The 9,048-nt window shown below is 62.8% G+C and carries 6 protein-coding genes and 1 pseudogene; all 7 read left to right on the plus strand.

All coding sequences use genetic code 11. The annotated features are described in order from the left end of the window. Nucleotides 1-31 precede the first annotated feature (31 nt). A complete protein-coding gene (locus AX724_RS02180) occupies nt 32-2,020 on the plus strand; it encodes a ParB/RepB/Spo0J family partition protein (protein ID WP_066763141.1) in 1,989 nt (662 codons plus the stop codon). Between the two features lie 92 nt (nt 2,021-2,112). After that, a complete protein-coding gene (locus AX724_RS02185) occupies nt 2,113-2,481 on the plus strand; it encodes a hypothetical protein (RefSeq protein ID WP_066763142.1) in 369 nt (122 codons plus the stop codon). 146 nt (nt 2,482-2,627) lie between these two features. Then, nucleotides 2,628-4,889, plus strand: a complete 2,262-nt coding sequence (locus tag AX724_RS02190) for a strawberry notch-like NTP hydrolase domain-containing protein (protein ID WP_066763144.1) — start codon at nt 2,628-2,630, stop codon at nt 4,887-4,889. A gap of 90 nt (nt 4,890-4,979) precedes the next feature. Further along, complete coding sequence (locus AX724_RS02195) at nt 4,980-6,212, plus strand: site-specific integrase (RefSeq protein WP_044663250.1); 1,233 nt, start codon at nt 4,980-4,982, stop codon at nt 6,210-6,212. Then, a complete protein-coding gene (locus tag AX724_RS02200; RefSeq protein ID WP_044663249.1) occupies nt 6,209-7,564 on the plus strand; it encodes a tyrosine-type recombinase/integrase in 1,356 nt (451 codons plus the stop codon). The genes AX724_RS02195 and AX724_RS02200 overlap by 4 nt, the downstream gene beginning before the upstream one ends. Then, on the plus strand, nt 7,561-8,565 hold the full coding sequence (locus tag AX724_RS02205; RefSeq protein ID WP_066763145.1) for a tyrosine-type recombinase/integrase: 1,005 nt from the start codon (nt 7,561-7,563) through the stop codon (nt 8,563-8,565). Before AX724_RS02200 ends, AX724_RS02205 begins: the two co-directional genes overlap by 4 nt. Nucleotides 8,566-8,730: 165 nt before the next feature. Continuing rightward, nucleotides 8,731-9,048 (plus strand): annotated as a pseudogene (locus tag AX724_RS02210) (hypothetical protein); the annotation flags it as partial.

The following is a 9,048-nucleotide window of genomic DNA, read 5'->3' on the forward strand; positions in this document are numbered from 1 at the left end:
GTCAGGCTGTCCCCGCCAGGAGACTACCACAATGACCCAACTTCCCATTCTCGTCGCCGCGGCGAACCTTTCCAAATCGCCTAGCAATGTCCGGACTGTCGGCGATGCCGTCGCCGATGCCCAGCTCGAGGCGAACATTGCCGTCAAGGGCGTCCGCCAGAACCTGATCGGCGTGCCCGTGTCGCGCAAAAAAGGACATTACCGCATCATCGCAGGCGGCCGACGCCTCGACGCTGTCCACCGGCTGATCGAGAAGGGCGTGTTCGCCGCCGACTACCAGTTGGCAGTTCTGATCCTCGGTGACACCAAGGACGCGATCGAAACCAGCCTCGAAGAGAATTTCTTCAATCTCACGATGAACCCGGCCGACACTTGCCGGGCCTTCCAGGACATCATCGAGAGCGAGAAGAAGACCCCCGAGGATGTCGCCAAGCGCTTCGGCCTCACCGAGCGGTTCGTGCGCAGCCGGCTTCGTCTTGCCGATCTCGCTGATCCGATCTTCGAAGCCCTGCGCAATGGCGAGATCACGCTGAATGTTGCCGTCGCCTATGCCAGCAACAGCGACCGCACCAAGCAAGCCGAGGTCTTCGAACTGCTCAAGGACGGCTACTACCGGGCCAACGTCAACGAGATCAAACGTCAGCTTGTTGAGGACACCTATGTCGGCAGCGATCCCAAGGCTCTTCTGGTCGGGCGGGATGCCTATATCGAAGCAGGGGGCCGGGTCGACCTCGACCTTTTCACCGACTCGACGACGGAGCGCTGGATCGATGGCGACCTCCTCAACCGTCTCGTGGCCGACAAACTCGCGACCGCCGCGGAGGCCCTGCGCGAACGTGAGGGGCTGGCGGAAGTCCGAGTCATTCCCTCGACCCATGTCAGCTACAACGACACCTGGGATTTGCGCCCGCTCAAGGGCGACACGCCCGAACTCACAGACGAGCAACAGACGCGTCTCGAGGAAATTGAAGCCGAGATCGAGGCCGCCAACGAAGCCTGGGAAGACGCCGACGAAGACGGCCAGGCCGAACAAGCCAACCGTGTCGAGATGCTCGAGGCCGAATATCGCGCGATCGAGAAGCCTGCACCGGTCCTTACCGAGGAGCAGAAGGCGGGGGCGCTCGCCTATGTCGTCATCGGCCATGACGGCCAGCCGCGTCTTCACGAGCAGCTCTATGTCGCTCCTACCGATGAGCCTGACGATCAGGAGCAGGACGATCAGGTTGTGGACGAGGACGACAATGACGATGTCGTCGCCGGCTCGGTCAAGCCCACGTACAGCCAGCGGCTCAGCCAGGAACTGGCCGAGATGAAGAGCGAATTGCTGCGTGTGCATATCGCCAGCGATCCGCGTTTCGCGCTCGACCTCGGCACCTTCTGGATGGTCGATAAGGCCACCCGCCATTCGAGCGGCTTCGATCTTGCGACCGAGCTCAAGGCCGACAAGCCCTACTCCGGGCTCACCGGCTACCAGAGCGGGACGCTTGCCGCCGAGGAATGGGGCAAGATTGACGAGGGGCTGGATCGCAGCTGGATCGAGGCGGGCGATGCCTGCCAGCGCTACGACGCCTTCTGCGCGCTTCCCGATGAGGCTCGTGCGGCGTGGCTCGCCTGGGCCATCGCCCGGACGCTCCATGCGGTTGTCGCGGGCAAGACGGGCGAGGCCATGATCGACCATCTTGGCACCAAGCTCGAGATCGATGTGGCGGCCTGGTGGCGTCCGACCGCGAACAACTATTTCGATCGTGTGAGCAAGGCCGCGATCCTTACCCACATCGAAGAGATTGGGGGCAAGGAACTGTCGAGCCGCTACGGTGGGTCGAAGAAGCATGACCTCGCGACCTCGGCCGAGAAGATCTTCGGTGGGTCCGTCCCCATCGAGGCTGAACTGCGCGAAGCGGCTCTCGCTTGGGTGCCCGACGTCATGCGTTTCAGCACGCCTGCGACCGCGCTCGAACTGGCGCCTGCGAAAGACGAGAGCGTCACCGACTCGGGTGACGAACTCCAGCAGGCCGCCTGATCGAACGCTCCTGGGACCGCGGCCTTGCGCTGCGGTTCCGTTTTTTGCGCACTTGCGCCTCAAGTGGCGAACCATGTTCGAGGAACTCGACAATGGCTGACATCATCCAGCTCCCCGTCATGACCGCGCGCGATGCCGAATCCATCGGTTTTGCGCGCTTCAATGATGTGCCGACCTTCCCGATCGATATCCCCGACGGGAACTTCACGATCAGCGCACGCACCAGCGACGGGCGCCGTATCACCTTCTTCTTCGGCGAATATCAGCGCGCCGCGCCGCCGAGCTTCGTCGACATCCAATTTCACGACAATGGGACAACCATCCCCAATGCGAATGGCGGCATCTCGCCCAGCTTCGACATGCTGACGATCGGGCAGGGGGGCCGTCATGCCTATGACAGCAGGCGCCATCCGTCGGATGAGAAACCGTCGATTGCCGTGATCCTCCTTGGATCATCATAGGCAGACGCCTCCTTCTTTCCTTTTGCCTCCAACTCAGGGCCTGGCCTCGTGCCATGGCCCCTTCTTCATGCTGGCCGCAGGCCCGGAGGGAAGGGGGAGGGGGATGATTGGGCCGCGATGGTCCTGATCCAATCCGGAGTTCCGCCATGTCTGTTCCTCTCCTTGCGCTCGCGCATCCCAACGAGCCCGAAAATTCCACGACCACACGCCTGTTCGGCGTCGCTACCCGGCTAGCCGACCTTCTCCAACGCGGGCGCTCAATCCGCCGCCAGGACCTCAAGCGCCTCATGGAGGAAGCCTTCAGGGTCTCCGACGCGACAGGCACCTGGTCGATGCGCGATGCCTACGATGCGCTCGAGGCCGCACAGGTGATCCTCCTCAAATCGTCGGCCGGCTGGACTGGCTTCGATCTGGCGGGCGCTGATGCCTTCGCCTCGCTTCGCCGCTTCGAACATGCGCTCCCGACCCAGACCTATCGCAGCGAGCATCAGGTCGAGATGCAGCAGTTCAGTACACCGATCTCGCTCGCCTGGCTCGCCGCACAGGCCGCGCGTATCCGACCGGACGATCTGGTGCTTGAACCCTCCGCCGGCACCGGGATGCTGGCCGTCCACGCCTTCGGGGTCGGCACCGCACTGGCCCTCAACGAGCGCGACCCTGGTCGCGCCTCGCTGCTCGGCAAGCTGCTCGGTGTGCCTGTTACGACCCACGATGCCGAATTCATCAACGACCTGCTACCCGCTGACCAATCCGCAAGTGTCGTGCTGATGAACCCGCCCTTCAGCCGGAGCGAGGGGCGGGGAAAGGACCGTTTCGCAGGCGCTCGCCATCTGCGCTCCGCGCTGTTGCGCCTGGCGCCGGGCGGGCGCTGCGTCGCGATTATGCCGCCCAGCTTCGCAGCGGACGGCACCGCCTCCGGCTATGCGATGGTCTGCGAGACCGCGACCCCGCGTGTCGAGATCACCATCCTCGGCAACCCCTATGCCAAGCATGGCACCGGCATCGCCGTTCGGCTGATCATCTTCGACAAAGGCTGGACGGGGACGACGGAACGCTTGACCGCCCAATCCATCGAGGAGGCTGAGATCCTGGTCGCTGCCGTCCCGCCGCGCCTTGTCCTACCCGAGCCGGAGCCGCCCGCACCGGCCGTCATTCCCTTGCGTCCACGCCGTGCTATGATGCCCTCGACGTCCACGATCTTCGGCGGCATTCAGAAGCGCGCTCTGGTCGCGCCCGACCGCATCGCTGCGGATGGGAGCACCAGACCCGTCGACTATGCGATCCGCGCCACGCCGCTGCCAGCGGGCGACCCTGTCGGGCATTACGCGCCCTGGCGCCCCGCACGCATCGATATCGCGAACGCCACGCCCCACCCCGACCAGTTGGTGGAGTCAGTTGCGATGGCGTCCGTGCTGCCGCCAGCGCCCAGCTATCGCCCGATGCTCCAACCCCAGGCCTTCGCTGCCCTGTCCGACGCCCAGCTCGAGACGATCATCCACGCGGGCGAAGCTTGCGAGCGCGATCTCAAGGGTACCTTCTTGCCCAACAAGGCAGGCGACCAGCTCCACGAGGACCCGGAAGGGGCAGTCTATCGCACCGGCTTCTTCATCGCTGACGGCACTGGTGTCGGCAAGGGCCGTGAAGGTGCGGGCATCATCCTCGACCAGTGGAACCGCGGTCGTCGCCGAGCGATCTGGATTTCACGCAGTTCGGCGTTGATCGAGGACGCAAGACGGGACTGGAGCGCGCTGGGCGGCGTGCCGATCGATATCCAGCCGCTCGATGCTTTTCCCCTCGGTGAACCAGTCGCTATGGCCAGCGGGATCCTCTTCCTCACTTATGCGACGCTGCGCTCCCAGCGCCATGACCGGGCATCGCGCCTGCAGCAATTGCTCGATTGGGCAGGGCCGGATTTCGACGGCGTTATCCTGCTCGACGAATCGCATGCGCTCGGCAACGCTGCCGGCACTGAAACCGAATTTGGCGCGGCCAAGGGATCCGAACAGGGCCTTGCGGGGGTCCGCCTGCAAATCGCGCTGCCGCGTGCCCGCGTCATCTACGTCTCCGCGACCGGCGCGACCAAGCCGGAAAGTCTGAGCTATACCGCTAGGCTCGGCCTCTGGGGACCAGGCACTGCCTTCCGCGACCGCGACGCTTTCCTTGCCGCCATGGAGGAGGGGGGCATCGCGGCGATGGAGATCGTCGCGCGCGATACCAAGGCCATGGGCCTCTACACGGCGCGCGCGCTCAGCTTCGCCGGCGTCGAATATGACCCGCTCGAGCATAAACTGACACCCGCCCAGATCGAGATCTACGATGCTTATGCCGATGCCTGGGCGATCTTATGCGCAGCTGCGCATAAGATGCCTTATCGCGAGGTGGCGATAATGCGAAGGAACGCGGCGTAGGCGCGCAATTTCCGTAAGGCGTGGCGATGTTGCTGCGCATTATTTTGGCTGCGAACCTCGGTGGTCTCTGGACCAGCTGAGGATAAAAGCATGTTGAAATTGCACGACGAGTTGATCGCCGAACTCTCGAATTTGCTCACGACGCAGAATTACAACCCGGTGGTCGTAGCGAACCATCGCCTCTACGCCCGCGCGTTTCTCGATTATCTGGCCGAGTGCGACATGCAGGTGGAAGCTGTGACGTCGGCGCAGGTCGATCAATATTTTGTCTATGCAGTCCAGGATTTCGAAGCCCGGTACGGTCGGCCTCCCTGTGTGCGCTGGCAGATGTTGCCCCGCACGTCGATCAACAAGCTGCTCCGGCTTGCTCAAGGCAAATGGCCGCCCGAGCCGGAGATAATCGAACCGGAAACTGTGTACCGGCAGGCGATCTGCTGCGAATACGAGGCATGGCTGCGCGACGAACGCGGTCTGGCAAGCGCTACCATCGCGGCGCTTATGTGGGAGGCACGGAACTTCCTGCGATGGCAGTTCGAACGGAGCGGTGCTGCCAGCCTCGACACGTTGAGCATCGTGGAAGTCGATCTCTACATGGACATGCGCGCGCCTGGATTAAGGCGCAAATCGTTGGCCGATGTCGCTGAGCGGCTCCGGTCGGCGGTGCGCTATCTGCATCGGACGAGGCGCATCCCGACTGATCTCACGCCGCACATCATCGGCCCCATGCTCTACGCCTATGAAGACGTGCCCTCGACGTTGGACAAGAGCCAAATCGCCGCGGTGTTGGCGACGACGAAGAAGGACGGATCGCCGCGAGGAATGCGCGATTTTGCGGTCCTTCAACTGCTTGCCACATATGGGTTGCGTGAAGGGGAGGTTTGCCGCCTTCGGCTTGAGGACGTGAACTGGCGCGGAGAATCCCTGCGTATCCGTCACACCAAGACCAATGCGTACTCCTACATGCCGCTATTGGCGCCGGTTGGTGAAGCGCTGCTCGACTATCTGCGTCATGGGCGCCCTCAGGTCGAGGGGCGAGAAATCTTTATCCGATCCTGCGCGCCCTACATCGCAATGACAAACCTGTACGGCATGATCCGCGGGCGGTTAGCAGCCGCAGGCGTCGAGCCGCCGGGAAAGCGAGGGGCACATGTCTTCCGCCACGCGCGCGCGGTCGAAATGCTGCGGGCGTCGGTGCCGCAAAAGATCATCGGCGACGTGCTCGGGCATCGATCCACCGAATCCACCAATGCCTATCTCAAGCTGGCGACAGATGATCTCCGAGCCGTGGCGCTCGATGTACCTGGCCTGGAGGTGCTGTCATGAGCGCCTGGCACGATCCCGATTGCACCGTTGTTGACACCTTCCTGGAAAAATCGCAGTTCCGGCCGGGAAGCAGGCCCACTTATCGCTGGTTCCTTCGCAGCTTCGAGAACGTAGCCCGACGTCATCCGGCGGTTGACCGGCAGATGCTCGACGTCTGGCTGAAGGAAATGGAAAAATGTTGGCGAATGCCGACGCTGCTCAATCAGGTCTGCATTGTCGATCGCTTCCTCGACCACCTCGTCGAAATCGGGCTGATCGCCGAGAATCCCGTTGCCGTGCTTCGCCACCGGTACAACGTCAAACAAAGCAAGCCGATCTGGCGGGCGTTGGCTTCCCCCAATCCCGACGAAGCCCTGGCCGCGTTACGACGCCCTGCTCCCTTCGGCAGCGTGCTGGGGGACTTCATGCGTGAGCACGTCGCATTGATGCGCAGCCGGGGCTATCAGTATGAGACGCAGGCTCACTGGCTATTGCGGTTCGATCGGTTCCTCCAGGCGAACCCCGAACTTGCCGGGGCATCGCTTGAGACAATGCTGGCGCGCTGGGCAACTGCCAAGCCGACCCGCAATCACGCGGCTGAATGTCAGAAGCTGGGGCGCATCCTGACCAAGGCGCGGTATCGCCTTGATCCCAGCATCCCGCCAAAACGCTTCAACGCCCGGCCGGAGCGGGAAGTGGCGCGCGAGCATCGACGGCCGCATATCTTCAGTCCGGCAGACGTCCGGCGGTTGCTCGATGTTGCCCGCTCATATCCGTCGCCGGATGCTCCGCTGCGGCCTATGGTCCTCTACACGATGGTGGTTCTGGCCTATTGTGCCGGACTGCGCCGTAGTGAACTCGCCGGGCTTGATCTGGGTGACGTGGACCTTCAATCAGACACGATCACGATCCGGGCAACGAAGTTCTACAAGACCAGGATCTTGCCGCTAACCGGCAGCGTCATGGCCGAATTACGGGCCTATATCGATGCAAGGCGGCGCGCTGGCGCCCCGCAGGATCCGCGGTCCGGGCTCTTCTGGCACGAGCACTTCAATGATCACTATACCCCGGTGACGGTCTCAACGATGATCACCAACGTCATGCGCCGAGCCGGGTTCAAGCCCCCGACGGGGAGGGCGGGGCCGCGCGTTCATGACCTGCGCCACTCGATGGTCGTGAACCGAATCCTCCAATGGTATCGATCCGGCATCAATCCGCAGGACAAACTGCGCTTCCTCTCGACCTATATGGGCCACCGGGACATCAACTCCACGCTGGTCTACATCACCGTCACGCAGGACCTGCTGCAGGAAGCAAGCGAGCGGTTCCGTACCGTCGGCGCCCGATGCCTCACGATGGAGGCGCGGTCATGACGAAGGGCAATCCGTTCCCCGCGTTGTTGCGGGCGTTCTTCCAGGAATGGTTGGCCGAGCAACGCAGTGCTTCGGTTCATACGATCCGGTCTTACCGCGACACCTGGCGGTTGTTGCTTCGGTTTATCGCGGAGCGAAAGGGCGCCGGGGTTGCGCGGATCATGCTGGCCGACGTCTCGGCCAGCGAGGTGCGCGCGTTCCTCCATCATACCGAGCATGAGCGCAGGGGCACGATCGGTACACGCAACTGCCGGCTTGCCGCGATCCGCAGCTTCTTCAGCTTCGTGGCGGACAAAGATCCCGAATACATCGCGCAATGCGCCGAGGTCCTGACTGTCCCGCTCAAGCGGGAGCCCACCGCTGCACCCTGCTATCTCGAGCCGGAGGAGGTCGAAGCGATCCTCGCGCAGCCCGACCGGTCGACAATCGAGGGGATGCGCGACCATGTGCTGCTCTCGTTCCTGTACAACAGCGGCACGCGCATCCAGGAAGCTCTCGACCTGTGTTCCAACGCGGTCCGGTTCGATGCGCCGCACTACGCTCGCCTCTATGGCAAGGGGCGCAAGGAACGGATCTGTCCACTCTGGCCGGAAACCGTGACGTTGCTCAGGAAGTTGTTGGAACGTCACCCGCGCGCCCCAGATCAGCGGATCTTCGTCAATCGATATGGTGAACCGCTGGGCGCCTCGGGAGTGCGGTTCAAACTCGCCGCCTATGTAGAAAAGGCGTCCAAAACCGTGCCGACGCTGCGGTCAAAACATGTGACACCGCACAGCTTCCGGCACGCGACCGCCGTTCACCTTGTCGCTGCCGGGGTAGACATCACCGTCATACGCAGTTGGCTGGGACACGTCAGCCTCGACACGACCAACCACTACGCACAGGCCAATCTGGAGACCAAACGAAAGGCCTTGGAGCTGGTGGGTGCGCCGTCGGCGAGCAACGTTCCACCTTCGTGGAAGCGAGATGCCAGTCTGATGGAGTGGCTCGACACCCTGTGAAATAATGCGAAGGACGTGGTGGTCAGTCTCCCGACATTGCGCGCCTACGCCGCGTTCCTTCGCATTATCGCCACCTCGCGATAAGCCGTGATTCATCGTAATGTCGACGCTGCGCTCAAGGCCGCCAATATCGTCGATCGCGCCTCGGGCCGGACCTTGAACGCGATGGCAAAGGGATCGGCGCTCAGCCGGTTCGAAAGCTCCAAGCAGCGCTTCTGGTCGGCCTTGCTCATCTCGATGAAGATGCCGACCGTTTTCGAGGCGATCGAGACCGAAATCTCGGCCGGCAACGTGGCTGTCGTCCAGCTCGTGAGCACCGCCGAAGCGATCCTCGACAGGCGGCTTGCCGAACTCTCACCTGAAGAACGCGTCCATCTCGATCTGGAACTCTCACCGCGTGCGGCGATGTTATCTGGAGATCCAGATAAAAGGATTTCTTTGCAGTCGAGATTTATGTCGAGCGGTTCGCACGCAGGCGCGGAT

This window comes from Sphingobium sp. CCH11-B1 (assembly GCF_001556865.1).
Classification (GTDB): domain Bacteria; phylum Pseudomonadota; class Alphaproteobacteria; order Sphingomonadales; family Sphingomonadaceae; genus Sphingobium.

Bases quoted from the DNA above. Each gene is read 5' to 3' on its own strand.
- AX724_RS02180 (WP_066763141.1), top strand. From the start codon at position 32: ATGACCCAACTTCCCATTCTCGTCGCCGCGGCGAACCTTTCCAAATCG.
- AX724_RS02185 (WP_066763142.1), top strand. From the start codon at position 2,113: ATGGCTGACATCATCCAGCTCCCCGTCATGACCGCGCGCGATGCCGAA.
- AX724_RS02190 (WP_066763144.1), top strand. From the start codon at position 2,628: ATGTCTGTTCCTCTCCTTGCGCTCGCGCATCCCAACGAGCCCGAAAAT.
- AX724_RS02195 (WP_044663250.1), top strand. From the start codon at position 4,980: ATGTTGAAATTGCACGACGAGTTGATCGCCGAACTCTCGAATTTGCTC.
- AX724_RS02200 (WP_044663249.1), top strand. From the start codon at position 6,209: ATGAGCGCCTGGCACGATCCCGATTGCACCGTTGTTGACACCTTCCTG.
- AX724_RS02205 (WP_066763145.1), top strand. From the start codon at position 7,561: ATGACGAAGGGCAATCCGTTCCCCGCGTTGTTGCGGGCGTTCTTCCAG.